The organism is Chromobacterium vaccinii, from assembly GCF_001855275.1.
GTDB lineage: Bacteria > Pseudomonadota > Gammaproteobacteria > Burkholderiales > Chromobacteriaceae > Chromobacterium > Chromobacterium vaccinii.
This window is the reverse complement of sequence record NZ_CP017707.1, coordinates 1,575,502-1,599,911: the sequence shown is the minus strand read 5'-3', so window position 1 is coordinate 1,599,911 and position 24,410 is coordinate 1,575,502. Positions and strand designations below refer to the sequence as shown.

Below are 24,410 nucleotides of genomic sequence, written 5' to 3'. Positions count from 1 at the left end.
GGCGGGCCTCAGCCCAGGCTGCCGACGATGCCGGCGTAGAGGCTGAAGCCGGCGAGCAGCAGCAATAGCGGCGCCAGCGCCATCCGGTAGCGGCGGCTGGGCGCCAGCGGCGCGGGCAGCTCGCGGCAGGCCAGCCAGTACAGCCCGGCCAGCATGACGGGCAGCAGCAGCGCGTTGGCCACCGAGGTGACGATGGACAGCTTGACCAGGTTGACGCCGGAGGCCACCAGCGCGCCGGCGCCGGCCAGCATCGCGGCGAAGCCGCCGTAGAACCAGGGCGCGTCCAGCGGATGTTTTTCCAGCGAGTCGCGGCGTCCGGCCAGCTCGCCCAGCGTCCAGGCGCTGGTGAGACAGACCACGATGGCGGCGACCAGCGCGCCGCCGCCCAGCGCCAGCGCGAACAGCAGGCGGCCGCCGGTGGGGCCGAGCAGGCGGGTGAAGCCGCCTGCGATCTCGGGGATGCTGTCCAGGCTCTGGCCGCCCGCGCCGTTGCCGAAGGCCGCGGCGGCGGCGATCAGGATGCCGGCGGTGATGATCTGGCACAGAATGGCCCCCAGCAGCGTGTCCATCCGCGCCGGCTTCAGGTCGTCCAGCGTCAGTCCCTTGTCCAGCAGCGCCGACTGCTGGTAGCTGAGCGTCCACGGCATCACGCAGGTGCCGATGTTGGCGGCGGCCAGCAGCAGGAAGTCGTGGTTGCCCAGCGGCAGGCTGGACAGCTGCGCCGCCATCTGGCCCGGATCGGGGTGGGCCAGCCAGGCTTCGGCCAGAAAGGCCAGTTCGAACACGCCTAGGCAGATGGCGATGCGCTCCACCGAGCGGTAGCTGCCGCTGCACACCATGGCCAGGATCAGCGCGCACAGCAGGCTTATCGTCTGCCAGGCCGGGATGCCGAACAGCTGGCCGATGCCGGCCAGACCCGCCAGCTGGGTCGCCAGCGCGCCAAGGCAGCTCAGCAGCAGCACGGCGGCGGAGGCCAGCTCGGCGCGGCGGCCCCAGCGGCGGCGGACCAGCTCGCCATAACTTTTGCCGGTGCCCAGCGCCAGCCGTATCGTCAGCTCCTGCGCCAGATACAGGAAGGGAATCAGCACGAACAGCAGCGGCAGCATGCGGTAGCCCCAGTGCGCGCCGCTCTGGGCGGCGGCGATCACGCTGCCGGTTTCGGTGTCGGCCAGCATCACCACCAGGCCGGGGCCGAGCGCGGCCAGCAGATGGCGCAGCCGGCGCAGCGTGGAGGCTTGCAGCGGCATGTCGGCTCCGTTCATGGCTTGCCGCCCGCGGGGCCGGTTTTCAGGTCATGCAGCAGCGCGGAGTCGGGCGACAGCACCAGCGTCGGCGCGGAGTCGGCCAGCGACTGGCGATAGGTCTGCAGCGAGCGGTAGAACTTGTAGAACTTCGGGTCCTTGCTGAAGGCCTGGGCCAGGGTGCGGCCGGCGTCGGCGTCGGCCTCGCCGTGGATGATGGCGCTTTGCCGCTGCGCTTCGGACAGGATCACGGTGCGGTCGCGGTCAGCCTTGGCCTGGATCTGCTGCGCCCATTCCACGCCCTGGGCGCGCAATTCCTTCGCCTCCTGCTGGCGGGCCGATTTCATGCGGTCGTATATGGCCTGGCTGGTTTCCAGGGGCAGGTCGGCGCGGTGCAGTTGCACTTCTGTCACTTCCAGCCCCATCGGCCGGGCGCGTTCCGCCACTTCCTGCTGGATGCGTTCGACAATGCTGCGGCGGCGCGGCGACAGCAGGTCGGTCAGCGGCGCCTTGCCCAGCTCGCGCCGCAGCGAGGTGCTGACCAGTTGCGTCAGCTGCGCGCGGGCTTGCTCCTCGGTGCGCAGCGCCTGGTAGAAGCGCAGGGTGTCGGCGATGCGATAGCGGGTATAGGTTTCCACTTCCAGCCGCTTCTCGTCGCCCAGAATGATCTGCTCCGGCGGCGGAGCCAGCATCTGCAGGCGGGTATCGTAATACTGCACGCTATCAATCAGCGGCAGCTTGAATTTCAGCCCCGGCTCGCCGTCCACGTTGACCGGCGCGCCCAGGCGCACCACCAGCGCCTTCTGTCCCTCGTTCAGCGTGTATTGGGCCGACAGCGCCAGCCAGACGGCCGCCAGGCCCGCCGCCCAGCCGATTCCGCGCCATTGCTTGTCCATCAGCGGTTCTCCTTGCCGGCCTTGGGCTTGTCTTGCAGCTGCAGCAACGGCAGCACGCCGGCGCCGCTCTTGCCTGAGCCGTCTATCACCACCTTGCTGGCCTTCTTCAGCATGTCGTCCATGCTTTCCAGGTATAGCCGCCACGCGGTGACGTCCTTGGCCTGGGCGTAGGTCTGGTACACCGAGTCGAAGCGCTTGGCCTCGCCCTGGGCCAGGTTGACCACTTGGCTGCGATAGGCTTCGGCCTCCTGGCGGATGCGCTCGGCCTCGCCGCGCGCCTTGGGCAGGATGTCGTTGCTGTAGGCCTGTGCTTCGTTGCGCGCGCGCTCCTGGTCGGCGCGGGCGCGCTGCACGTCGTTGAAGGCGTCGATCACCGCCGCCGGCGGGTCCACCCGCTGCAGCTGCACCTGGGTGATCAGGATGCCGGCCTGCTGGGCGTCCAGCCGCTGCTGGATCAGGCCGCGGGCCTCTTCGGCCACCTGCTGGCGGCGGTTGGACATGACGGCCTGGATGGGCGTGCGCGAGATCACCTCGCGCAGCGCGCCTTCGGCGGTGATGCGCAGCGCCTCTTCCGGCTTGTTGGCTCGGAACAGGAACTGGCCGGCGTCCTTGATGCGCCAGAACACCGCGCAGTCGGCCTCGACGATGTTCTCGTCGCCGGTCAGCATCTGCTTCTCGCGCGGGTCGGCGGCGTCGGGCGGGCCGCTTTCGTACAGGTTGGCCAGCTTCAGCTGCTTGATCTGAGTGACTTTGGGCAGCTGGATGGTTTCCACTGGCCAGGGCAGGTGGTAGTGCAGGCCGGCCGAGGTGGTGTCGGTCCAGCGGCCGAAGCGCTGAACCACGCCTTGTTCGTCGGGCTCCACGCGGTAGACGCCGGAGGCCAGCCAGAGGATGGCGACGATGCCGGCGAGCAGCGCCAAGCCCTTGCCGCGCATGCCCAGCAGTTCCAGCGTGTAGTCCAGCCGCTGCCGCAGCGCGGCCAGGGCGGAGGGGAGGGGTGGTGTCGGGAGACGGGGGTCGGGCATGTCGGGCTTGTCCTGATTTTAACCATGCTTGCTGTCGGGTTTAACGCGGCAAATGCCGAAAGGATGACAAGGAGCGCAGATTTAGGGATACGGCAATGCCTGAGACAGATCAAATGAAACCGGGCGCACGGGCGTTAGCATGAAGTCATGGCCGGCGGCGCCGGCCCCACCCACCGCGAAGGAGATGGCCGATGTTTCCCGAATACCGCGAACTGATCACCCGATTGAAAACCGAGGACACGCATTTCGCCCGCCTGTTCGACAAGCATAATCAGCTGGACCAGCAGATCAAGAACATGGAAGAGCGCATCCTGTCCGCGACGCATGAAGAGATCGAAACGCTGAAGAAGGAAAAACTGAAGCTGAAGGATGAGCTTTACACGTTGCTGAAGGCTCGCGCCTCCTGATTCGCAGGCGAGGCGGAGGTTCGAAAGCCGGCCGTTTGCGCCGGCTTTGCGATTTCCGGCCTGCAAATCGGCAGAGTTGAGACTAATACTAATAAAACAACTCTATGCCCCGGGGAAGGTTTCCATGCATTTCGACGAGATCCAAAGCAAGCATTTCGTTACCCTCAGCCGCACGCCGCTGCCGCATACGCTGATCGAGCAGGCGCTGGTCGCGATGGGAGGAGGCGGGAACGATGGCATGAATTTCCGCAAGCAGGCGCTGGCCGCCGCCGGCTGGAGCCATGACGGCCTGGTGCCGTTCGCCAAACATCCGGAAAAAGCCGCCGAGGCGTTCAACCGCCTGCGGGAGGCGATGGCGGGAGCTGATTCGGCCGACGCCTTGCTGAAGGCGCTCGGCGCCGAGTAAGCGCCGCCGGTTTTTCGCCAACGCCCCGAGCGGATGCCGCCGGGGCGTTTTCGCGCGCGGCGTCAGTCGTCGCGATAACGGCGGCGGATGGCTTGCAGCCGCCCGTCGGCGCGCACCCGCTCCAGCGCGGCCTGCAGCCGGGCGGTCTGTTCCGGCGGCGTCTGCGGATTCAGGGCGAACCAGTACTGCAGCTTGCCGTCCAGCAGCCAGACGGGGGAAACGTTCTTTTCCGGCAGCCGCTGCTGGCGCATCTGCCAGGCCATCGCCCAGTCCAGCATGGCCACCAGGTCCACCCGCTTCAGCAGCAGTTTTTTCAGATTGACGGCGTCGCTCTGGCCCAGGTCCAGGTTCTGGCCGCTTTGCAGTCCCAGCGCGTGCAACTGGTTGGCGGAGGCCGAGCCCGCCAGCACGCCGTTGCGGTAGCGCACCAGGTCGCTGGCGGCATCGACGCGGATATCGGCGCGTTTGTCGAGGCGGTACATGTAGATGCGGCGCGAGCCGATGGGACCCACCCATTGGAACTGGGCCTCGCGCTCCGGCGTGCGCACCACGGTATAGAGCAGGCCGCCCGGGGTATCCCTGGCCTTGGCGTAGGCGCGCAGCCAGGGCAGCACCTCGATCGTCAGATTCAGCCCAGCCTCGCGCGCCACCAGTTGCAGCACCTCGGTGGAGTAACCCTTCACGCTGCCGTTGTCCAGGTAGTTCAGCGGCGGAACGTCTTCGGTATAGGCATGGAGCTCCGCGGCCGGCGCGCAGCCGAACCAGCAGGCCGCCATCAGCGCCAGCATGCTTCTCATCACGGTCCACTCCATCCGGCTTGTCGTCGCCATTGTTTACATCAGCATAGGCCAAGAAGATTACCATTTGGTGTGGCCGGAAAATGTCCCGATGCCGCGCCGGCGCGCCTGGCCTCCGGCGGGACTGGATGGCCTGAGAAGGTCAGCGGCGGCGGAAGCTGATCAGCAGCACGTCGCGGCTGCCGTCGCGGGATGGATCCAGCTGGCTGACCGGGGTGACGCCGTGCAGCACGCGCTCGTCGTTGACCAGCGCGATGTCCAGCGGATCGGTCAGCGTGAACGAGGTAAGCGGCTGTTTTTCCAGGTTGAACAGCTCGGTGGCGCCGTTCACCAGATTGTGGCGCTTGACCATCATCATCATCAGGAAGTGCACGCCGTCGCGGTGGACGCCTTCCGGCGTCGGCCAGCCGGGCTGGCGGTTACGCGTTTCGATGCGGAATTGGTGCGCTTCGATATGCCACGGCGTATACGGCGACAATTGGCCGAAGACGGCGCAGCCCAGGCTCAGAGCGGCCTGCATGGTGGCGCCGTGCAGGATCTCGTTGCGTATCGGCTCGAAATGGCGCGGCACGCCGCCATTGAGCGGGTTGTACAGCTTGCTCTGGTAATGCGGGCGGTGGGCTTCGGCGCGCGCGGCGCGCGCGGACGGCTCGGCGCTGAGCGTCGCGTGCAGCCGTTTGCGGTAGCGCCCGCCATCCGCCATGAACTTGTCCTGCTGCAGATGGTTCCAACTGTCCTGAAAGGCTGCCCAGTCAGCCAATGCGCCCGGAAAGCGTTGCAGTAGGGGACGGCTTTGCTCCGCCGGCAGCAGGCAGAAGTCCTGCAGCGCCAAGCGCTGGCAGATCTGCTCCAACTGCGGTTCGGGGTGGGGCGGGGTTTGAGGGTGGTGGGCGGCGAGTGCCGAGCTCATGGTCTCTCCAATGGTTCTTGTGTTTGTAGTCTGAATTCTGCTGTAACTGAATCGAAAAGAGAAATATTTTATGCAATATGAATTTAATCTGCGGCAATGCCCGCCAGATAGTTTGGGGGGCGCGTGTTGCGCGCATTCGACACGGGAGGGTATTCATTGATGACGAGCTTGCTTCGCCGTTTCATTCTGGCGCGCATGGTGCTGGCGCGGCCCAGGCTGGCCTGGTCGGCGCTGTTCGGCCTGCTGGCGATCGTGGCCTTGCCGCATGTCGTGGCGATGCACGACGTCACGCGCTACATCATCGGCTGGAACGCCGGCGCCTGGCTGTACTTGGCGCTGGTCGGCTGGATGATGTTCGGGACCGGGCGCAAGCCGATACGGCACTGGGCCAGGGTGGAGGACGAGGGGCAGTGGCTGGTGTTGCTGCTGGTATGCCTGGCGGCGGCGGCCAGCCTGTCGGCCATCGTGATGGAACTGGCCGTGGTGAAGGACATGCATGGCTGGCCGCGCGCCGCCCATATCGCGCTGGCGGTGCTGACGCTGCTGTCGTCGTGGGCGTTCACCCATGTGATGTTCGCGCTGCACTACGCGCGCGGTTTCTACGCCAGGGAGGCGCATGGCCTGCCGGGAGGGTTGGAGTTTCCCGGCACCCGGCAGCCGGATTATCAGGACTTCCTGTATTTCGCCTTCATCATCGGCACCTCGGGCCAGACCGCCGACGTCAGCTTCACCGACGGCAGCCAGCGCCGCACCGGCACCGTGCACTGCGTGCTGGCCTTTTTCTTCAACGCCACCGTGCTGGCCTTGATGATCAACATCGCAGCCGGCTTGATCTGAGCGGCTGGCCGACAATGCGAAACGCCACCGCTCGCGGTGGCGTTTTTTTATCCGAAGGCGAGGCTCAGGCGACCGGCGGCTCGGTGTCCTGGAAGGACTGGCGGGCATGCAGCCGTTGCAGCAGCGCGTCCAGATTGGGGTGAGCTGCGCGCCAGTCGATTTCCGGCGCGCGGAAGTCCAGGTAGCCCAGGCAGCAGCCGACGGCGATGTCGGCCAGGCTGTAGCCGTGGCTGGTGCACCATGGCTTTTCGCCCAGGTCCTCCGACAGCGTGGCCAGGCCGCGCAATATCTTGCCGCGCTGGCGCTCCACCACTTCCTCCATCTGCTTCTCTGGCGGACGGCGGCGCTCCAGCACGATGGCTACCATCGCGTCGATGATGCCATCGGCCAGCGCTTCCCAGCGGCGGGCGCCGATCAGCTGGCGGTTGTCCTGCGGCAGCAGGCGCGATACCGGCGAGCTGTTTTCCAGGTATTCGACGATCACGCGGGAGTCGTACAAGGTGGAGCCGTCGTCCAGCTCAAGCACCGGCACCTTGCCCAGCGGGTTGTACTCGGTGACGCGGGTATCCGCGTTCCAGGGCACGTCCTCCTCCAGCGGGCAGTCGATTTTCTTTTCAGCCAGCACGATGCGCACCTTGCGGGCATAGGGGCTGGTCAAAGAGGCGATCAGTTTCATGTTAGGAGCGATGGCGAGGGATCGGAAGATGACGCCGGCCCCGAGACGGGGCCGGCGAGCGCAGTGCTTACTTTAGCGCAAGCGGGCGGGGGCTGAAAGCCTTACTTGAGTTCAACCTTGCCGCTGACTTGCAGTTGCAGCTGGGTCTGGCCCGGCTGCAGGTCGGGCTGGCTGACGTTGGACTCGGCCCCCGCCATCGCCGCCTTCATCATCATGACAGGCGGCCGGAAGCCGTGGTTCTGCTGGCCGATGTCCAGCTGCTGGATGTTTACCGTGTTCTTGCCCAGCGCGCGCGCGGCCACTTCCGCCTGATTCTTCAGATTGGAGATGGCCTCGGGAATCATGCTTTGCTCGGCCTTGCGGCGGGCCTCGTCGGAGACGCCGAACTGCACGCCTTCCAGCAGCATGGTCTGCTGCAGCTTGGAGATCAGCTCAGCGGCCTGGGCGAAGTCCTTGCTCTTCAGCTGGATTTCGGAACGGCCTTGCCAGCCGGTGATCTTGCCGTTCTTGTCGTAGCTGGGCCAGGTGCTGTAGCTGCCGCTGGACAGCTGCACGTCCTTGTAGCCGCGGCCGATGGCCATGCCGTTGGCGGTGGCCTTGTTCAGCCTATCGGCCAGCACCGCGGCCTGGTTGTTGCTTTGTTGCACATACAGGGTGGCGCTGATCTGGTCGTTGGCGACATCGCGCTGGGCGCTGGCCGACAGATTGAGCTGAACGCCGTCGGCGGCGGAGGCCAGCGGCGCCGCGCCGGCCAGCATGAAGCACAGCAGCATGGGCTTGATTCGGTTTTTTCTCATTTCGGCTCCTTGGCTGAATGTGAGGGAAGTAGACTCCGCTTCGATCGGCTTGGCAAGCGCAGGTTCCGTGCCTGCGGATGCCGCCGCCGTGGGCAAAAATGCCAAAAGGCCCCGGAAGGGGCCGTTCGGATAGCCGGATAGCCGATCAGGCGATGTACTCGTAGCCCGGCAGCGTCAGGAACTCGACGAAATCGTCCGAGGTGGTCAACAGGTCGAACATTTTGGCCGCGTCTTCGTATTGCCGGGTCCAGCGCGCGCCGTATTCGGCTTGCAGCTTGGCCACTTCGCGGGCCTGCAGCTCGCGGAACAGCTCAACCGTCACCTTGCGGCCGTCGTCCAGCACGCCCTTGGGCGAGCGTATCCATTGCCAGATCTGCGAACGCGAAATCTCGGCGGTGGCGGCGTCTTCCATCAGGTTGTGGATGGGCACGCAGCCGTTGCCGGAAATCCAGGAACCCAGGTATTGGATGCCGACGTTGATGTTCATGGCGAGACCCGCTTCGGTGATCGGCGCTTCCGGCTGGAAGTTCAGCAGGTCGGCGGCGGAAACCTGCACGTCCGGGCGCTGCTTGGCGATCTGGTTCGGCGCGTCGCCCAGCGCCGCGGTGAACGCCGCGTCGGCGATCGGCACCAGGCCCGGGTGGGCCACCCAGCCGCCGTCGTAGCCGTCGGTGGCGTCGCGGTCCTTGTCGGCCTTGACGCCGGCCAGCGCCTTCTCGTTGGCGGCCGCGTCGTTCTTGATCGGAATCAGCGCCGCCATGCCGCCGATGGCCGGCGCGTCGCGGTGGTGGCAGGTTTTCAGCAGCAGCAGCGCGTAGGCGCGCATGAAGGGCACGGTCATCGTGATCAGCGCGCGGTTGGCCAGGCAGAAGTCGCGGTTCTGCTTGAACTTCTTGATGCAGCTGAAGATGTAGTCCCAGCGGCCGGCGTTGAGGCCGGCGGAGTGCTCGCGCAGCTCGTAGAGGATTTCGTCCATCTCGAAGGCGGCGAGGATGGTCTCGATCAGCACCGTGGCCTTGATCGTGCCCTGCGGGACGTTCAGCTCGCTCTGGGCGAACGCGAAGACATCGTTCCACAGGCGCGCTTCCAGATGGCTTTCCATCTTGGGCAGGTAGTAATAGGTGGCGCTGCCGTTTTCGCGCAGGTAATGGATGTTGTGGAAGAACGACAGGCCGAAGTCGAACAGGCTGCCGGACACGATCTCGCCGTCCACCTTGACGTGCTTTTCCATCAGGTGCCAGCCGCGCGGGCGCAGCAGCAGGGTGGCGACGGCGTCGTTCAGCTGGTATTGCTTGCCTTCCGGGCTCTGGAAGGAAATGGTCTTGCGGTAGGCGTCGCGGACATTGATCTGGCCGGCGATCTGGTTGTCCCAGCTCGGGCAGTTGGAGTCCTCGAAGTCGGCCATGAAGCTCTTGGCGCCGGAATTCAGCGCGTTGATCATCATCTTGCGCTCCACCGGGCCGGTGATTTCCACGCGGCGGTCCAGCAGGTCCTGCGGCAGCGGCGCGATTTTCCAGTTGCTTGCGCGCACGGCGGCGGTTTCCGGCAGGAAGTCCGGCAGCTTGCCGGCGTCCAGCTCGGCCTGGCGCGCGGCGCGGGCGGCGATGCGCTCGCGCCGGGTCGGCTCGAAGCGGCGGTGCAGCTTGGCGACGAAGGCCAGCGCCTCGGGAGTGAGGATTTCGGCGTAGGCCGGAGTGATGTCGGCGAGAACTTCCACGCCCTGCGGGAGATTGACTGCCATGCGCGCGCTCCTTGATGGGGGAAATGACATGATGATGCTGCAATGCAATGTTTGACAGTCTATTCGCCATCCAAGTAAAAAGAAATGGCATGAAAAACATAACATTTTTTACTTTTAGGTAGCTAATGAGCGAGCTGAAGCAGCTGGAGACCTTTGTCGCGGTGGTGGGGCTGGGCAGCCTGTCGGCCGCGGCGCGGCAGCTGGGCGTGGTGCCGGCCATGGTGGGCCGGCGCCTGGACGCGCTGGAGGAACGGCTGGGCGTGCGCCTGTTGGCGCGCACCACCCGCAGCGTCACGCCGACGCAGGAAGGCGAAGCGTTTTACGAGGACTGCCAGCGGATACTGGCCGATCTGACAGAGGCCGAGGCGGCGGTGGCGTCCGGCAGCGGCAGGGCGCGCGGCCATCTGCGCTTGTCCGCGCCGGCCGGCTTCGGCCGCCGCCACGTGGCGCCGCATGTCGCCGCCTTCCAGCGCCTGCATCCTGAGGTGAAGGTGACGCTGGACCTGTCCGACCGGCTGGTGGACCTGCAGCGCGACCGCGTCGACTGCGCGATCCGCATCTCCGACCTGTCCGATTCCGGCCTGGTGGCGATCCGGCTGGCGGAAAACCATCGCGTGGTGGTGGCATCGCCCGCTTATCTGGCCATCCGCGGCGCGCCGCGGGCGCTGGAGGATCTACAGCATCACCAATGCCTGTCGCTGGGGGAAAGCCAGAGCCGCGGCTGGAGTTTCGTGGTGGACGGCAAGCCGGTGAACCTAAAGGTGTCCGGCGCGCTGGAGTGCAACGACGGCGCGGTGCTGCACGATTGGGCGCTGCAAGGCTTGGGCCTGGCCTGGCGCTCCTTGTGGGAGGTGAAGGACGACGTGTCCGCAGGCAGGCTGCTCACGGTGCTGGACGATTGCGCGTCGCCCGATTACCCGGTGTACGCGGTGGTGCCGCAGAGGCGCTTGTTGCCGGCGCGGGTGAGGCTGTTCATCGAACACTTGCGCGCCGCCTACGCCGCGCCGGGCTATTGGGATTGACGGCGGTTTGCCGCGCCGGCCGCGGCTTGCTAAGGTAGGGCCTCGCCGCGCAGGGGCCGCGCGCACAAGAAGACAAACAACGTGAACAAATACCATCAGATCTATTCCGACATCGTCGCCGACATCGACAACCGGCGCTACGCCCAGGGCGAGCGCATCCCATCCGAATCCGAGCTGATGCACAGCTACGACGCCAGCCGCGGCACCGTGCGCAAGGCGGTGGACATGCTGCAGGAGCGCGGCTACGTGCAGAAAATCCACGGCAAGGGCATGTTCGTGCTCAAGCCGGGCAATATCGAATTCCAGCTCAGCGGCATCGTCAGCTTCCAGGAAATGAACGAGCGCATGGGGCGCAAGGTGGTGTCGCAAGTGGCGGAGCTGGCGGAACAGCCGGCCGATGCGCCACTGGCCAAGGCCACCGGCCTGGCCGAGGGCACCGGCATGGTCAAGATCAAGCGGGTGCGGAATATCGACGGCGAGAACGTGATCCTGGACATCAACCACTTCGTCGCCGGCCTGGTGCCCGGCTTGAACGCGGATATCGCCGCCGGCTCCATCTACCGCTACATCGAGCAGGATTTGGGGCTGACCATCAGCTACGCCCAGCGCATCATCGAGGCCCAGCCCTGCAACGACGACGACCGCCGCTACCTGGACCTGAACGGCATGGATCACGTGATCGTGGTCAAAAACCTGACCCACCTCTACGACGGCCGGCTATTCGAATACACTGAATCGCGTCACCGACTGGATAAGTTTTATTTCACGGATATTGCGAGGCGGTAGTCTTTTCCATCAGGGCTTGCGCAATTGGAGTCATCGTGGCGTAAGCCCAAGTAGCCGGGATCACACATCATCATTCTAAGTCGCAGCCTTGCTTTGTGATCCGCTTTGCAATCAAGTGAACCGTTTTCGGCTATGTATGACGCCTGAGAAATAGTCACTACCGAAACTGCAAGTACCACTCGCATGGCTTTACCTAACGTTTGGAATGAGAAGCGAGCAGCAGCAGGCGAAGCCTGATCTAGTGTTTGGATTCATCGGCCTGTGCTGCTTTTTTCACAGGTCAGATGGGATGATTGGTTAGCTCATGGGTCATATTGATGTACTTGCGTTCACAAGAACTTGCTGTGCAAGATACTGAACAAGCTCAATATCAAAGTGAAGCTGCTCCGCTTTTTTCGAAAATGGGAGCAAGAGCTCGAAATCGCCGGTGCGCGCATCTGTTTTTGTGTGAACGATCTTGCATCGAATCTCGTAGATTCTTTCGGCAACATCATTTCGGAGGTCGACGTTGGTAGCAGCGAGAGGCAATCTGTGATCGGTAAGCCCTTTGGCTTTAGACGAAAGAAAATCCACTCGCTGAGGATCGCTCATAAGGAAGTCTCTTAATGCGTCAGGATCGATGCATTCTGAAAGAGTTGCCTTGAGCTGAGACCGCTCGTCCCCAACAGCTCCACTTCGAGTGATTTGGATAGCAGATAGTACCCGTCCAATATCGGCATCGCGGTCTCCACGAAAGGTGGGATCCTTGAGAATGCCCTTTAGTCGACGCCGTGCCTCAGCTTGTGAATATGTAGGGTAGTAGAACTCTATTACTTGGTAGTAGGCAAGAAACTGGAGTAACGGCATACCAACGGCACTTCTGGCATACCAGTATAGAGAAACCGGTGCAGAGTCGTATTCGGTACTGGGATACTTGAGTTCAAGCTGAGTATTGCGTTTCTTTTTTCTTGGCCTGACGCGTAAACTATTTCTATCACGGGCCAAAGAGAGAGGAACATCCGTTAGCAAGTCGATCTGGAAGAAGAGTGCATCAGAAAATTTTTTCAGGATTGTTTCGGCTTGATCGTGCTGACTCACGCCTTCTCGTTGAATCTTGAGCGAGAGAGCAAATTGCGAACCAAGTCCAAGTAATCCAGATAACTCATTCGTAGGCTGTGAAAGGGATACTGTAGTTACGGGGTCTGTTGTTGGTGAAGTAAGAGTAATACCAAGGTCGGGCCATGCGTTACTCATATCTTGTGGTGGAATTCCAAATAATCTGGCATATGCTATTCTGGGTGATGTAGGACTGACAATTGGGCGAACCAAAGCTTCGATTTCACCTTTGTCGTAAGCACATATAGCGTCTAGTCCATTGATGAACGTGTAGCGCTCAAAGGGAATATTCAATAGACGGTCAAAATCATCGTAATCCCAGCAGTTAACCCATCGTCGTTCGCGGCCCGACCGGAGCGCAATTCGCGCAGCAACGTCATCGTCTTCTAAGCTTTCAATCTCTTCAAAGGTAATATTTGCAGCGTTGCATCGTTTCTGTAGTTCTGAGCGACGAAGCCTCGTCTCATCCTTCGATGGCTCATCATCGATGAGGTCATCATCTTAAAATTGGTCTAGTTCGGACATTGTTATTTGTAACTCGAAGTTTGGGTTAACTTGTAATTTAGACACCCGAATGTCGGATCATCCCTCATATTTTGATGCGTAAAAATTATACCGTCAATATTGTTATCAATATGATAGAGGCTAAGTTGCTTTCTGTGGGAGAGCCTAAATTTGGACGAAATATGCCACTCGACGGGGAGTGCCTCTGGATGCGTTGGCGAGAAAATATTCGTTTGTCAGTGGGGACGAGTAGATTGATCAGTTGCTATGCTCGCAATTAAATTGACTGTTTAGGTTTCCTCCTATCTTTAAGCCGCGAAGGCGAGTGATGTGGTCTGCAAACTATGCACCAAGTACCCCGGATACTGCCACGATGTCTGCCGCTCGGCGGAACCCCCGGCCTTGTCGAGATTCCGCCATACGGCAGATGTTTTTGTAGGATGGATGCCCCGCAGCGGCGATCCACCGCTAATCGTAGAATAGATTGAATGAGTCAGGCCCGGTGCGGAGTGATCCGCCCGGGCCTTCGCTTTGCCGCTGTTGCGAAATGGAGGCAGTCGGTTTGACTTTTCGCAAACTCGTACAGACGAGTGTTGACCAACTTATATGTACGAGTTAACTTGCCCAAAGTTGTTATGCAGACAATCACCACAAATAGGCGGATTTCCGGCATCGTTGCCGGAAGCAAACCCACCGCCGCAACAAGGTACAGGGAGGGATGATGAGTCACGACTATCAGGCGATCGCCGCGCGGATACTGGAAAACATCGGCGGCGCGGGCAATATCCGCCAGGCGGCGCACTGCCTCACCCGGCTGCGCATCTCTTTGCACGACGAGTCCAAGGTGAATGGGGACGCGCTGCGCCAGGTGGCGCTGGTGAAAGGCCACTTCAGCAATGCCGGGGTGTTCCAGATCGTGATCGGCGCCGGCGACGTGGACCGCGTCTACGCCGAGATGGTGAAGCAGGGCAGCGTGGCTCGCGCCACCATCGCCGACGTCAAGGCCAGCGGCGACGCCAAGCAGAACCGGCTGCAGCAGCTGGTCAAGGTGTTCTCGGACGTGTTCATGCCGATATTGCCGGCCATCGTCATCGCCGGCCTGCTGATGGGCGCCAATAACCTGCTGGGTGCCAAGGGCATGTTCATCGAGGGCAGGAGCCTGCTCGATGCCTATCCAGGGCTGGATGGCTTGTGGGGCTTGATCAATATGATGGCCAACACCTCCTTCGTGTTCCTGCCGGCGCTGGTGGGCTGGTCCGCCGCCAAGCGCTTTGGCGGCAGCGAGATACTCGGCATCGTGCTGGGCCTGTTGCTGGTGCATCCGGATCTGCTTAATGCCTGGAATTACGGCAAGGCGGCGGCGGGGCTGGACGGCGCGGCGGTGCCGTATTTCGACCTGTTCGGCCTGCACATCGAAAAAGTGGGCTACCAGGGCCAGATTCTGCCCATCCTGGCGGCGGCTTGGGTGATGTGCCGCGTCGAGCTGTGGCTGCGGCCCCGGGTGCCCAACGCGGTGCAACTGCTGGTGGTGCCGATTGTCACCATCGCGGTCAGCGGCTTTTTGGCGCTGGCGGTGATTGGCCCCTTGGCCCGCCACCTCGGCATCGCCGTCACCGACGTGCTGGTCTATGTGTTCAATCTGGCGCCGTGGCTGGGCGCGGCCTTGTTCGGCGCGCTGTACGCGCCGCTGGTGCTGACCGGCATGCACCATATGTTCATCGCGGTAGACCTGCAGCTGATTGCCAGCCAGGGCGGCACCTTCATCTGGCCGATGATCGCCTTGTCCAACATCGCGCAGGGCAGCGCCGCGCTGGCGATGTTCTGGCTGGCCAGGAGCGCCAACGACAAGAACATGGCGTCCACCTCGGCGATATCGGCCTTCTTCGGCATCACCGAGCCGGCGATGTTCGGCGTCAATCTGCGTTACAAGCTGCCGTTCTACGCGGCGCTGGCCGGCTCCGCCTGCGCGGCGGTGCTGATCAGCCTGGGCCACGTCAAGGCGTCGGCGATAGGCGTCGGCGGCCTGCCGGCCTTCATCTCCATCATTCCGCAGTACATCCCACTGTTCCTGGCGGGCATGCTGGTGGCGCTGATCGTGCCCTTCGGCCTGACTTGGCTGCTGGCGCGCCGCCAGTTGACGGCGGCTGCCCAAGAGGAGGCCACGCAACATGCCTAAGGACATGAAACAGGCGGTGGTGTACCAGATCTACCCCAAGAGCTTCAGCAGCCACCGCAACCAAGTCACCGGCGACCTGCTGGGAGTGGCGGATCGGCTGGACTACCTGGCCTGGCTGGGCGTGGACTACCTGTGGTTGACGCCGTTCTACCGCTCGCCGCAGCACGATAACGGCTACGACGTCAGCGATTACTACAGCATCGATCCGGCCTACGGCAGCATGGAAGACTTCGAGCTGCTGCTGGCCGAGGCCAAGCGGCGCGGCATCGGCGTGATGCTGGACATCGTGGTCAACCACACGTCCACCGAGCACGCCTGGTTCCAGGAGGCGCGCAAGGGCAGGGACAACCCCTACCGCGACTTCTATATCTGGCGCGACGCGCCCAACAACTGGCAGTCCAAATTCGGCGGCAACGCCTGGGAGAAAGACGAAGCCAGCGGCCAGTATTATCTGCATTTGTTCGACAAGACCCAGGCCGATCTGAACTGGGACAACCCGGCGCTGCGCCAGGCGGTGTTCGAGATGATGCGTTTCTGGCGCGACAAGGGCGTGGCCGGCTTCCGTCTGGACGTGATCAACCTGATCTCCAAGGACCCGGCCTTCTCCGAAGACGACAGCGACGGCCGCCACTTCTACACCGATGGCCCACGCGTGCATGAATACCTGCAGCAGATGCACCGCGAAGTGTTCGACGGCCATGAGTTGATGACGGTGGGCGAGATGTCGTCCACCTCGCTGGAGCACTGCATCGCCTACAGTCGGCCGGACCGGCGCGAGCTGAGCATGACCTTCAACTTCCACCATCTGAAGGTGGATTATCCGGATGGCGAAAAGTGGCGGCCGGGGTCGGTGGACTTCATCGCGCTCAAGCGCATCCTGTCCGACTGGCAAAACGGCATGCACGCCGGCGGCGGCTGGAACGCGCTGTTTTGGTGCAACCACGACCAGCCGCGCGCGCTGTCCCGTTTCGGCGACGACGGCCGCTATCGGACCGAATCGGCCAAGATGCTGGCCACCGCGCTGCACGGTCTGCAGGGCACGCCCTATATCTATCAGGGCGAGGAGATCGGCATGGCCGACCCTGGCTTTGCCGATATCGGCCAGCTGCGCGACGTGGAAAGCCTGAACGCCTATCGACAGCTGCTGGCGGAGGGCTATGCCGACGCCGAGGCGATGGCGGTGATACGCCAGCGCTCGCGCGACAACGCCCGCACGCCGATGCAGTGGGACGACAGCCCCAACGCCGGCTTCAGCGCGGCCGAGCCGTGGATAGCCGTGGCGGCGGACGCGGCCGAGATCAATGTCGCCGCCGCCATCGGCGACAAGCATTCCGCGCTGCATCACTACCGCCGCTTGATCCAGCTGCGCAAGCGATACCGGGTATTCGCCGACGGCGACTACCGCTGCCTGACGCCAGACCATCCCAGCCTGTGGGCCTACACCCGCCGCTGCGACGGTGAAATGCTGCTGGTCATCAACCACTTCGGCGCCGATAACATCCATTACCAGCCGCCGCCGGACGCCGTGCCGGAGGGCTGGGCGCTGGAGCTGCTGCTGTCCAACCACCCGCCGCATGCCGACGGCCAGCTGAGGCCCTGGCATTCGCTGCTGTATCGGGCCGCGCCGCCAAGCGTTTCCTAACCGCCCCCGCACCCGAATACCGCTTTCATGCCGGCCGCCAGGCCGGCAGGGCGGAGCTTTGCCCGCGCCTGGCGCGCGACCATCGATAAGTACAAGGAGACAAGAGTGAGGACGAAAACGATAAGCTGGCTGTGCGTGCTGTTGCCATTGGGGAATGTGCTGCCAGCCTGGGCGGACGATGCGCCCGCCGCCGCGCCGGCGCCGCAGATCAGCGCCGAGCAGTTGAGCGGCGCGGTGAAGAAGGCGCTGGACGACATGGGCTTCCAGTTCGACGGCTATCTGCGCAGCGGCTTCTACGGCAGCGCTGGCGATAATCTGCCCAAAGGCCAATACCAGCTGGGCGGCGATCTGCAGCATTTCCGTCTGGGCAACGAGGGCGACACCTATATCGAGTTCGGCGTCGGCAAGAAATGGACATTGGGCAACGGCGTCAGTTGGGGCGCTTACGTGATGCCCACCATCTACAACGGCAAGACCAGCGCCTCGCAGGTCTATGGCTATATCAGCGGGCTGGAATTCGCGCCCAATCTGACGCTGTGGGCCGGCCAGCGCTACCACCGCGTCCAGGACATCCATATTCTGGACAACTGGCTGATGCAAGATGGCGACAACTACGGCGCCGGCGTGGACGGCATCGCCGTCGGCAAGGCCAGGCTCAACCTGTCCGTGTCCTCGTCCGGCAGCTACGCCAACGACAACGCCACGCCCAACAACGCGCGCCGCGCCAACTTCCAGCTGACCGGCATCGAAACCAATCCCGGCGGCAAGCTGACGCTGACCGGCGCGGCGATAGGCGGCGACTTCGCCATCGGCAAGCCGGGCGCGGCGCTGGGGCTGTTGCACAATCAAAAGGATTTCCTGGCCCAGGGAGTCAACCATTCGCTGTTCCTGCAAACGTCCACCGGCCATGCCTCGCTGTCCGGGCAGTTTTATAACCTCGACAATAACGGCGCGGCGCAGGCCGGCGCGCGGCAGAATCGCATCGCCGAAGTGGTGGACTGGCAGCGCGGACGCTTCGGCGGCCAGGCGGTGCTCGGCTGGCAGACGACGGCGCCGGACAACGCCGCCAAATACCGCGATGCCACCCTCGGCGGCCGTTTGTCCTACGGCGTGGCGGCCAACATCAAGCTGCTGACCGAGATCGGCCTGACCCGGCGCAATGCCGATGATCAGCCGGCGCAGCAGCTGAACAAGGCCACGCTGGCGGTGGCGTTCTCGCCCAATACCGACTTCTGGACCCGGCCGGAGCTGCGGGTGTACGCCAGCCATTACAACTGGAACAACGCGGCGGCGCAGGCCAACCTGACCACCTTCGCCGCCAATGGCCGCACCCACGCCAATACCTTCGGCGTGCAGCTGGAGGCGTGGTGGTAAACGCGGCTTGAGCGGTTTTGCAAACGATTGTTTACGGTGCCGCGGCGAGAGTCGCGGCACTTTGTCGTTTGGGGATAGTCTGTCTGGCATGACGACATATCGGGAGAGGGCGATGAGCGGTTTGCTGACGGGCGGTTTGGCCGCCTTGCTGTTGGTTTCCGGCTTGGCCTGGGCGGATATCGGCGACTCCGCGGCATCGACGCCCCGCGTCAGGCTGGAGTGCCTGCCCGACGGCGACGGCGCCGATTGGCATGGCTGGCTGTCCGCCAGGCTGGCGCTGCGGGGCCTGGAGGAGGGGCCGCCGCCGGGCTGGCGGCTGTGTTTCGCCGAGGAGCAGCGGCAGCAGTGGGTGGAGCAGCCTATGGACTGGCGTTACGACGGCTACTGGCGGCAACCGCCGTACCGGCTGGAGCAGTGGGCCGAGCTGAGCCTGACAGTGAAGGGCGAAGATGGCGCGGTACTGTGGAGCGGCCGGGAGCGGCTTGGCGATGGAGACAACCGCCGCGCCAAGCTGGAGCGGGCCGCGAGACGGCTGGTGGACAGGATGCCGCTGCCGTGACTGGTTTGTTATGACTATTGATTATTTGCTTGTGTGATATTGGTGTTTTCCCGTATTGTGACCGCAGCCTCCTGCGGTAGTATCGATGGCCTCGGCGCGCATGGCCTGCATATGGCAGACAAGACAGGGCAGCCGCAGAGGGACAAATCAGATCACAAACAGCCGAATCCGAGTATGAGGCGCCCGCCTGGACAGCGGGCGTCTTGTCGTTTCAGCGCCGCCGCCATGTACGGCGGCGCGGGCCGGTGCGGGCAAGATACGGGATAGTAGACAATGAGTTTGATGCGCAAGAAGAGCGTGCAGGGCATGTTGGCCGCCGCTCAGACTTCGCGCGGATTGAGAAAAGAGCTCTCCGCGTTCGACCTTACCATGCTGGGCATCGGCGCCATCATCGGCACCGGGATTTTCGTGCTCACCGGCACCGGCGCCACCATCGCCGGCCCCGGCCTGGTGCTTTCCTTCGTCATCAGCGCCTTCGCCTGCGGCTTCGCGGCGATGTGCTATGCCGAATTCGCCTCCATGCTGCCGATTTCCGGCTCCACTTACACCTACGCTTACGCCACCCTGGGCGAGCTGATCGCCTGGATCATAGGCTGGGACCTGCTGCTGGAATACCTGCTGGCCTCGTCGGCGGTGTCGGTTGGCTGGTCCGGCTACTTCCAGAGCCTGTTGTCCGGCTTCGGCATCACGCTGCCGCAGGCGCTCACCGCCGCCGCCGGCTCGGTGCCGGGCAAGGAAACCTTGTTCAACCTGCCGGCCTTCTGCATTGCGATGATCATCACCGCGCTGCTGGCCTTCGGCATCAAGGAATCCAAGCGCGTCAACAACATCGTGGTGCTGATCAAGGTGGCGGTGGTGGTGCTGTTCATCGCCATCGGCGTGTGGCACGTGAAGCCTGCCAACTGGGAACCGGCGCTGCCGTTCGGCTTCTCCGGCGTGTTCCACGGCGCGGCCATCGTGTTCTTCAGCTTCATCGGCTTCGATGCGGTCACCTGCGCGGCTGAAGAAGTGAAGAACCCGGCCAAGGACATTCCGCGCGGCGTGATCTGGTCGCTGGCAGTGTGCTCCATCCTGTACGTGGTGGTGGCCGCCATCATGACCGGCATCGTGCCCTACATGCAGTTCGCCGGAGTAGACCACCCGGTGTCGCTGGCGCTGCAGGTGGCCAAGCTGGACTGGTTCGCCGGCTTCGTCGATCTGGGCGCCATCCTGGGCATGATGACGGTGATCCTGGTGATGACCTACGGCCAGACCCGCATCCTGTTCGCGATGAGCCGCGACGGCCTGCTGCCCAAGATCTTCTCCGAGGTGAACCCGAAATACGGCACGCCGTACAAGGCCACCTGGCTGATCGGCACCATCATCGCGCTGCTGGCCGGTTTCGTGCCGCTGCACACGCTGGCCGAGCTGGTGAACATCGGCACGCTGGCGGCATTCGCGTTGATCGCGCTGTCGGTGATCGTGCTGCGCAAGCGCGAGCCGGACCTGCCGCGCAAGTTCGTCTGCCCGGCGGTGCCCACCATCCCGGCGCTGGCCATCCTGTGCTGCGGTTTCCTGATGACCCAGCTGTCGCTGCTGACCTGGACCTGCTTCGCCGCCTGGCTGATCATCGGCCTGGTGGTGTACTTCGGCTACTCGCGGCGCAATTCGCTGCTGCACAATCCGGCCTGATCTGGGCCGTGTTCGGACAAAGCGGAGCCCATGGGCTCCGTTTTTTGTTTCCGCCTCAGGCTGGCGCGCAGAGCCGGCGCAGCAGCAGGTGGGAGGCCCGCTCGCCCGGCACTAGCTCCTCGCACTGGTAGCCGAGCGCGGGAAGATTCAGCCCGGAGAACAAGGCTTCGCCGCTTCCCAGCAGCGTGGGCGCGATGGCGAGGTGGAGCTCGTCGATCAGGCCGGCGCGCAGGTATTGCCGCACCGTATCGACGCCGCCGCCCAGCCTCACGTCCCGGCCGCCGGCCGCTTCGCGGGCCCGATCCAGGGCGGAGAGGATGCCGTCGGATACGAAGTGGAAAGTCGTTCCACCCTTCATGACGAGAGTGGGGCGGGGGTGATGGCTCAGCACGAACACCGGGACGCGGTAGGGCGGTTCCTCGCCCCACCATCCCTTCCATTCCAGATCGGGCCAGGGGCCGCGCAGCGGGCCGAACATATTGCGTCCCAATATCCAGGTGCCGACATTGTCGAAGCCGCGCTCGATGAAACCGTTGTCCACCCCGGCTTCGCCGCCGATGCCGCCGCTGTGCAGGCGCTGGAAGGCGGCGGTGGCGAACGCCCATTGGTGCAAGGCCATGCCGCCAATGCCCAGCGGGTGCTCAAGGCTCTGCGCCGGTCCCGCGCCGAAACCGTCTATGGACAGGGAAAAGCAGGCTACGCGCAGCTTGCCCATTGCGTTCTCCATTGGTGGGAAATCGAGTCATGTCCGATTTATAGACGCGGAAACGGGATGAAAAAACGCCGCCCATTGGGCGGCGTTGCTTATTCGGAGCGGACGGGCTCAGTCGGTGCGCAGCGCGATGTAGAGCACCGCTTCGCCGCGGCGCACCAGCAGCGCGGCGTGGCCGCCGGCGCCGGCCAGCGCTTTTTCAAACGCGTTGATGCTGGTGATGTCGTTCTGGTTCAGCCCCAGTATGATGTCGCCCGGCATCAGGCCGGAGCGCGCGGCCGGGCCTTGCGATTTCTGGATCAGCAGGCCGCCGCGGATGCCGAGATCGGCGCGCTGGTCGGTCGTCAGCTCGCTCAGCGTCAGACCCAGTTTGCCGAACTGGTAGCCCTGCGGGGAGTTGTCGCTGGCCGGCTTCGTGGTGTTGCCCGGCTCCGGCGCCTGTTCCACCAGCGTGGCTTCCATCGTCTTCTCGAAGCCCTTGCGCCACACCACCAGCTTGATCTTGGTGCCGGGGCCCAGCGAGCCCACCAGCATCGGCAGGTCCTTGGAGCTGTCGATGGACTGGTTGTTGAGCTTCAGGATGATGTCGCCGGCTTGCAGGCCGGCCTTGGCGGCAGGACCCTTGGGATCGACGCGCACCACCAGCGCGCCGGACGGGCGCTGCAGGCCGAACGACTGCGCCAGTTCCTGGGTCACTTCCTGGATGTTGACGCCCAACTGGCCGCGGCTGACCTTGCCCTTGGTCTTCAGTTGGTCGGCCACCTGCATCGCCAGGTCGATCGGAATGGCGAAGGAAATGCCCATGAAGCCGCCGGAGCGGCTGTAGATCTGCGAGTTGATGCCGACCACTTCGCCGCGCAGGTTGAACAGCGGGCCGCCGGAATTGCCAGGATTGATCGCCACGTCGGTCTGGATGAAGGGCACCAGCGTCTCGTCCGGCAGGCTGCGGCCCTTGGCGGAGACGATGCCGGCGGTGACGGTGTTGTCGAAGCCGAACGGCGCGCCGATGGCGGCCACCCATTCGCCTACCTTCAGATCGGCCGGATTGCCTATCTTGGCCACCGGCAGGTCGGCTGCGGCCACCTTCAGCAGTGCCACGTCGCTACGCTTGTCCAGGCCCATCAGCTTGGCGCGCAGTTCGCGCTTGTCGGTCAGCGTGACGCGAATCTGGCCGCCGTCGGCCACCACGTGGGCGTTGGTCAGGATGAAGCCGTCGCTGCTGATGATGAAGCCGGAGCCGTAGGATACGCTTTCCTCCGGTCCTTGCTCCTGCTGCGGCGGCTGGTTGGGCATGAAGCGGCGGAAGAAGTCGTACAGCGGGTCGTCTTCCGGCACCGGGAAGGGCATGTTGCCGCTTTGTTGCGGCGCGGCTCCGCCGCTTTCGCGGGTAGCCTGGATATTGACCACGGCCGGGCCGTCGCGGCTGACCAGCTGGGTGAAGTCGGGCAACAGCATGGCTACGCGGCCATCCTGCTGGGCGGGAATGGCGACGGGGGCGGGCTGGTTGCTGCCTTTGACAAGCTGCTCGATTCTGTCGCAGCCGGACAGTAACGACGCCGCGAGCAGGGCGCCGGCCATGATGCGAAGACTCGTTGTCACTGGCAATCCTCTTGTTAGCTGGCTGATTCGAAAGGGTAAATGGGGGCGAACAGTGGAATATACAATCCGTCTTCTGTCATCGATATCGAATTTCGACTCTATTTTTATCATAACGGTTTTGCCGGATATTCGCAGAGGTCCGCGATCACGCAGCGTTGGCATTCGGGTTTTCTGGCCTTGCACACGTAGCGGCCGAGCAGGATCAGCCAGTGGTGCGCGTCCAGCTTGAATTCAGCCGGCACGAACTTGACCAGCTTGTCCTCCACTTCGCGCACGTCCTTGCCCGGCGCGATGCGGGTGCGGTTGGCGACGCGGAAGATATGCGTGTCCACCGCGATGGTGGGCTGGCCGAAGGCGGTGTTGAGCACCACGTTGGCGGTCTTGCGGCCGACCCCGGGCAGGGCTTCCAGCGCCTCGCGCGTCTGCGGCACCTCGCCGCCGTGTTTTTCCAGCAGCAGCCTGCAGGTGGCGATCACGTTCTTGGCCTTGGTCTTGTACAGGCCTATGGTCTTGATGTATTCGGTCAGGCTTTCCTCGCCCAGCGCCAGCATCGCGGTTGGGGTGTTGGCCACCGGGTACAGCCGGCGCGTCGCCTTGTTGACGCCCACGTCGGTCGCCTGGGCCGACAGCAGCACCGAGATCAGCAGCTCGAACGGCGTCGTATATTCCAGTTCGGTGGTCGGACGCGGGTTGTCGTCGCGCAGGCGGCGGAAGATTTCTTGGCGTGTGGCGGCGTTCACTCTTGGTCCTTGTCTGCTTCTTGCTGGGCGGCCTTCATGGCGGCGGCGCGCTCCATCGCGGCGCGTATCACCGCCATCTTGTCGGAGGACGCGGTGGCGGCTGCCGGCGCCTGCTGTTTGGCGCGCTCCATCGCCTTGCGGATCAGCTCGTTCTTGTCGGCGGCGCTTACCGTCGGGGAAGGCTCGGCGCTTGGGGCGGAGGGCGTGGTTGACTGAGGCTGCGCCGCCACGGCGGCGCGCTCGGCCAGGCGTTTGGCCTTGTCGGCGGCGTCGCGTTCCTTGCGCGCCTGGCGGGCGTCGTAGCGCTTGCGCGCCTGGGCGGCGCGCGCCATCACCCGCTCGCGTTCGCCGTCGGCGGGGTCGGCCACCGGGACGAGGTCGATGCAATCGACCGGACAGGGCGCCAGGCACAGTTCGCAGCCGGTGCATTCGTCGGCGATCACGGTGTGCATCTGTTTGGCCGCGCCGACGATGGCGTCCACCGGACAGGCCTGGATGCACAGCGTACAGCCTATGCAGCTGTCTTCGCGGATCACGGCCAGCGCGCGCGGCTTGGGCTGCGGGCCGGCGGGATCGAAGGGGATGGCCGGCTTGCCCAGCAATTCCGCCAGCGCCCGGATGCCGTCCTCGCCGCCGGGCGGGCAGCGGTTGATCGGGTCGCGGCCTTCCGCCAACGCTTCCGCGTACGGGCGGCAGCCGGCGTGGCTGCATTGTCCGCACTGGGTCTGGGGCAGCAGGGCGTCGATCCGTTCGACGAGGCTGATCACGGGCATGCTTCGAATTCCGCTTCAAAAACC

23 protein-coding genes are annotated in these 24,410 nt (G+C 63.9%); 10 read left to right on the top strand and 13 right to left on the bottom strand.

From position 1 onward, the window contains the following. Window positions 1-8: 8 nt before the first annotated feature. The 3 genes from BKX93_RS07305 to hflK are packed head-to-tail and all read right to left on the bottom strand — an operon-like array spanning window position 9 to window position 3,162. Window positions 9-1,262: an NRAMP family divalent metal transporter gene (locus BKX93_RS07305; protein ID WP_046166271.1), complete on the bottom strand. Its 1,254-nt coding sequence runs from the start codon at window positions 1,260-1,262 to the stop codon at window positions 9-11. Further along, window positions 1,259-2,137, bottom strand: a complete 879-nt coding sequence (hflC, locus tag BKX93_RS07300) for a protease modulator HflC (RefSeq protein WP_070979373.1) — start codon at window positions 2,135-2,137, stop codon at window positions 1,259-1,261. The genes BKX93_RS07305 and hflC overlap by 4 nt, the downstream gene beginning before the upstream one ends. Further along, a complete protein-coding gene (hflK, locus tag BKX93_RS07295) occupies window positions 2,137-3,162 on the bottom strand; it encodes an FtsH protease activity modulator HflK (protein ID WP_070979371.1) in 1,026 nt (341 codons plus the stop codon). The genes hflC and hflK overlap by 1 nt, the downstream gene beginning before the upstream one ends. A 191-nt stretch (window positions 3,163-3,353) precedes the next feature. On the opposite strand from hflK, the gene BKX93_RS07290 reads away from it, so the two are divergent. After that, entirely contained in the window at window positions 3,354-3,569 is a 216-nt protein-coding gene (locus tag BKX93_RS07290; protein WP_021476553.1) for an HP1242/YdcH family protein, read from the top strand. A 124-nt stretch (window positions 3,570-3,693) separates the two neighbouring features. Next, window positions 3,694-3,975 carry a hypothetical protein gene (locus tag BKX93_RS07285; protein ID WP_046155717.1) on the top strand — a complete coding sequence of 94 codons (282 nt, stop codon included), beginning with the start codon at window positions 3,694-3,696 and terminating at the stop codon, window positions 3,973-3,975. Between the two features lie 62 nt (window positions 3,976-4,037). Here BKX93_RS07285 and BKX93_RS07280 read toward each other — a convergent pair whose 3' ends face one another. Together BKX93_RS07280 and BKX93_RS07275 are read right to left on the bottom strand one after the other, a co-directional pair. Next, window positions 4,038-4,772, bottom strand: coding sequence for a substrate-binding periplasmic protein (locus BKX93_RS07280; RefSeq protein ID WP_244887252.1), 735 nt, complete (start codon window positions 4,770-4,772; stop codon window positions 4,038-4,040). A gap of 142 nt (window positions 4,773-4,914) precedes the next feature. Then, window positions 4,915-5,682 carry a 2OG-Fe dioxygenase family protein gene (locus tag BKX93_RS07275; protein ID WP_082113596.1) on the bottom strand — a complete coding sequence of 256 codons (768 nt, stop codon included), beginning with the start codon at window positions 5,680-5,682 and terminating at the stop codon, window positions 4,915-4,917. 159 nt (window positions 5,683-5,841) lie between these two features. Between BKX93_RS07275 and BKX93_RS07270 the strand changes: the two genes are divergently transcribed. Then, a complete protein-coding gene (locus tag BKX93_RS07270) occupies window positions 5,842-6,519 on the top strand; it encodes a DUF1345 domain-containing protein (protein WP_070979367.1) in 678 nt (225 codons plus the stop codon). A 64-nt stretch (window positions 6,520-6,583) separates the two neighbouring features. Here BKX93_RS07270 and BKX93_RS07265 read toward each other — a convergent pair whose 3' ends face one another. The 3 genes from BKX93_RS07265 to aceB form a co-directional block, all read right to left on the bottom strand. After that, on the bottom strand, window positions 6,584-7,195 hold the full coding sequence (locus BKX93_RS07265; protein ID WP_046155721.1) for a glutathione S-transferase: 612 nt from the start codon (window positions 7,193-7,195) through the stop codon (window positions 6,584-6,586). 101 nt (window positions 7,196-7,296) lie between these two features. Then, window positions 7,297-7,992, bottom strand: coding sequence for an SIMPL domain-containing protein (locus BKX93_RS07260; protein ID WP_046155722.1), 696 nt, complete (start codon window positions 7,990-7,992; stop codon window positions 7,297-7,299). Window positions 7,993-8,137: 145 nt separating this feature from the next. Then, window positions 8,138-9,733: a malate synthase A gene (aceB, locus tag BKX93_RS07255; RefSeq protein WP_070979365.1), complete on the bottom strand. Its 1,596-nt coding sequence runs from the start codon at window positions 9,731-9,733 to the stop codon at window positions 8,138-8,140. A gap of 125 nt (window positions 9,734-9,858) precedes the next feature. On the opposite strand from aceB, the gene BKX93_RS07250 reads away from it, so the two are divergent. Together BKX93_RS07250 and treR are read left to right on the top strand one after the other, a co-directional pair. Continuing rightward, window positions 9,859-10,755, top strand: coding sequence for a LysR family transcriptional regulator (locus BKX93_RS07250; RefSeq protein ID WP_070979363.1), 897 nt, complete (start codon window positions 9,859-9,861; stop codon window positions 10,753-10,755). Window positions 10,756-10,836: 81 nt separating this feature from the next. Then, complete coding sequence (treR, locus tag BKX93_RS07245) at window positions 10,837-11,541, top strand: trehalose operon repressor (protein ID WP_070979361.1); 705 nt, start codon at window positions 10,837-10,839, stop codon at window positions 11,539-11,541. 309 nt (window positions 11,542-11,850) lie between these two features. On the opposite strand, the gene BKX93_RS24615 is transcribed toward treR, so the two are convergent. Further along, window positions 11,851-12,930 carry a hypothetical protein gene (locus BKX93_RS24615; protein ID WP_145929287.1) on the bottom strand — a complete coding sequence of 360 codons (1,080 nt, stop codon included), beginning with the start codon at window positions 12,928-12,930 and terminating at the stop codon, window positions 11,851-11,853. 931 nt (window positions 12,931-13,861) lie between these two features. On the opposite strand from BKX93_RS24615, the gene treP reads away from it, so the two are divergent. The 5 genes from treP (at window position 13,862) to bcaP (ending at window position 20,562) form a co-directional block, all read left to right on the top strand. Continuing rightward, window positions 13,862-15,316: a PTS system trehalose-specific EIIBC component gene (treP, locus tag BKX93_RS07235; RefSeq protein ID WP_070981730.1), complete on the top strand. Its 1,455-nt coding sequence runs from the start codon at window positions 13,862-13,864 to the stop codon at window positions 15,314-15,316. After that, window positions 15,309-16,958: an alpha,alpha-phosphotrehalase gene (treC, locus tag BKX93_RS07230; protein WP_070979357.1), complete on the top strand. Its 1,650-nt coding sequence runs from the start codon at window positions 15,309-15,311 to the stop codon at window positions 16,956-16,958. The genes treP and treC overlap by 8 nt, the downstream gene beginning before the upstream one ends. Before the next feature lie 105 nt (window positions 16,959-17,063). After that, a complete protein-coding gene (locus BKX93_RS07225; protein WP_083340473.1) occupies window positions 17,064-18,332 on the top strand; it encodes a carbohydrate porin in 1,269 nt (422 codons plus the stop codon). A 112-nt stretch (window positions 18,333-18,444) separates the two neighbouring features. Further along, on the top strand, window positions 18,445-18,891 hold the full coding sequence (locus BKX93_RS07220; RefSeq protein WP_070979355.1) for a hypothetical protein: 447 nt from the start codon (window positions 18,445-18,447) through the stop codon (window positions 18,889-18,891). A 273-nt stretch (window positions 18,892-19,164) separates the two neighbouring features. Further along, a complete protein-coding gene (bcaP, locus tag BKX93_RS07215) occupies window positions 19,165-20,562 on the top strand; it encodes a branched-chain amino acid transporter BcaP (RefSeq protein WP_070979353.1) in 1,398 nt (465 codons plus the stop codon). A 55-nt stretch (window positions 20,563-20,617) separates the two neighbouring features. Here bcaP and BKX93_RS07210 read toward each other — a convergent pair whose 3' ends face one another. The 4 genes from BKX93_RS07210 to rsxB all read right to left on the bottom strand — a co-directional run bounded on the left by BKX93_RS07210 (window position 20,618) and on the right by rsxB (window position 24,386). Next, entirely contained in the window at window positions 20,618-21,277 is a 660-nt protein-coding gene (locus tag BKX93_RS07210) for a dihydrofolate reductase family protein (protein WP_070979351.1), read from the bottom strand. Between the two features lie 108 nt (window positions 21,278-21,385). Further along, complete coding sequence (locus BKX93_RS07205; protein ID WP_046155729.1) at window positions 21,386-22,852, bottom strand: DegQ family serine endoprotease; 1,467 nt, start codon at window positions 22,850-22,852, stop codon at window positions 21,386-21,388. Window positions 22,853-22,980: 128 nt separating this feature from the next. Next, on the bottom strand, window positions 22,981-23,613 hold the full coding sequence (gene nth / locus BKX93_RS07200) for an endonuclease III (protein WP_046166285.1): 633 nt from the start codon (window positions 23,611-23,613) through the stop codon (window positions 22,981-22,983). Beyond that, a complete protein-coding gene (rsxB, locus tag BKX93_RS07195; protein ID WP_046155731.1) occupies window positions 23,610-24,386 on the bottom strand; it encodes an electron transport complex subunit RsxB in 777 nt (258 codons plus the stop codon). The genes nth and rsxB overlap by 4 nt, the downstream gene beginning before the upstream one ends. Window positions 24,387-24,410: the final 24 nt, after the last annotated feature.